Origin of the sequence: uncultured Thiodictyon sp. (genome assembly GCA_903837595.1) — a bacterium.
In the GTDB taxonomy this organism is placed as follows: domain Bacteria; phylum Pseudomonadota; class Gammaproteobacteria; order Chromatiales; family Chromatiaceae; genus Thiodictyon.
On record CAILVI010000012.1, the window covers coordinates 1 to 1,647 of the forward strand.

Annotated in this window: 1 protein-coding gene; it reads right to left on the bottom strand. The window is 60.7% G+C overall.

What is annotated here, in order from left to right:
• Positions 1 to 373 precede the first annotated feature (373 nt).
• Positions 374 to 1,474, bottom strand: coding sequence for a transposase (locus QZY44_RS00835; protein ID WP_295440882.1), 1,101 nt, complete (start codon positions 1,472 to 1,474; stop codon positions 374 to 376).
• Positions 1,475 to 1,647: the final 173 nt, after the last annotated feature.

The window sequence follows — 1,647 nt, forward strand, 5'->3', positions numbered from 1 at the left end:
ACCGCGGCTTCTCGCAGCGCCAGATTGTCGTCGGCTATTGGATCTTCTGCGCCGTGTTCGGCGCGCTGGCGCTGCTCCTCCCCCGCATCTACAAGCTGCCTGCCCTGGCGCTGCTGGGGTTGGTCGTCGTCGTCATGCTCCGGTGGCTAAGCACGAGACATTAAAAAGCTGAACCCGCTGGAGGGTGTGCGTCAGCGAGTTCAGGTTGTTCAGAAGCTCAGGGATTCTGACAATTGCTTTGCTTCCTACGCAATCGCGGTGCCTCCCCCAAGCCTCGAAAAGTGCTGATCGATGTGGCTCAAGTCCAATTGTCCAATGATATCTAGGTCACGTTTGCAACGTTACGACGCCGGTCTCCCGCCCATTCCCTCTTTTAGGTGTAGGTTTTTTGTCCCGTTAACGTATCAGGCCAAGGTTCAGGGTGAAAGGTACCCAAGGGTAAGGTGCGTGAGGCGACGAGGGCGGTCAAGATCACCATCACCCCCCGCTTAAAGCAACTCACCAAGCGTAAGCGGGTGTGGGGCTGGTGTCGGCGTCGGGCAATGTGCGTGGGCGGCAAGGCGTCCAGGGAACTCACGGGCAGGTGGGCATCCGCTTCGCCGCCGACGCGCACGACCCACAAGGTGGCGACCGCCAGGGCGAGCCACAGCCGCTCGGCGCGGGCCGGGTCGGTCATGCGGGTATGTTGCCACTGCCAGCCGCCGCGTTTGAAGTCCTTGAACCCGGCTTCGCACCAGGCGCGCATGCCATACCAGGCAATGTTGGCCTGTGGGGGGTCCAAGTCGGTGACAATCAGCCAGGCGTCTGTATGGAGTGCATCGTGGTAGGCCAACAGGGTGCAGGCCAAGGGATGGGCCTTGAAACAGGTGACCGCTTCGCACCAGAGCTGCCCGGTGGGCTGGATCAAGTTCGCCAAGGGCAAAAAGTCGCCCAGCCCCAAGCGGTGATACTTGCCGCCGGCATTGATGCGCATAAAGGGATGCCAGCCCAAGTGGATGATGGCATGGTACAACCAGTGCGCATAGAGGCCGCGATCCGTCAGGACCAGGACACACCACGTCGGGGGGATGATCTTTTCCAAATGCGCCAACAACGCCAACCAATGCGGTTGCCACGCGCCTTTCGTGCACGCCGGCAGCACCTTCCAGGCGATGGGAATCGCGCAACCGCGATAAACGATGCTGATGGCCAGAATGGTGAAAATTTGACCCAGTGTCGTGGCATCCAAGGCCAGGGCCAAGCGCGGCTCGGTCGCGGGCCACGTTTCCAACACCCACGCGAGCAGGGGCGCAAAGCAGGCGCCCACGTCCACGGCTTGGCGTTTGACGCCTTTGGTGGCGCCACGGCTCTTTTTGGCCGCCGCTTCCTCGTACCACTCACGCAGTTGTTGGCGGGTCGTGTCGGGGGAATGCCCGAGAAAGCAGGCCAGCCAGGTACTGACGGTGGTTAGTCCACTCGCTTGGGCCATGACCATGCCAAAGCTCCACAAGGCGAGACCGTAAGCTTGGGGCTTGCTCAGGTGGGGCAAGTGCTTGTCTACTTCTGTCACCCATGTGGCAAGGTCGGACTGTGTAGGAAGGGGAGTAGAAGACATACTCCCATGGTACCCCGCCTGTGTTAAGGAGCAAAAAACCTACACCTAAAAGG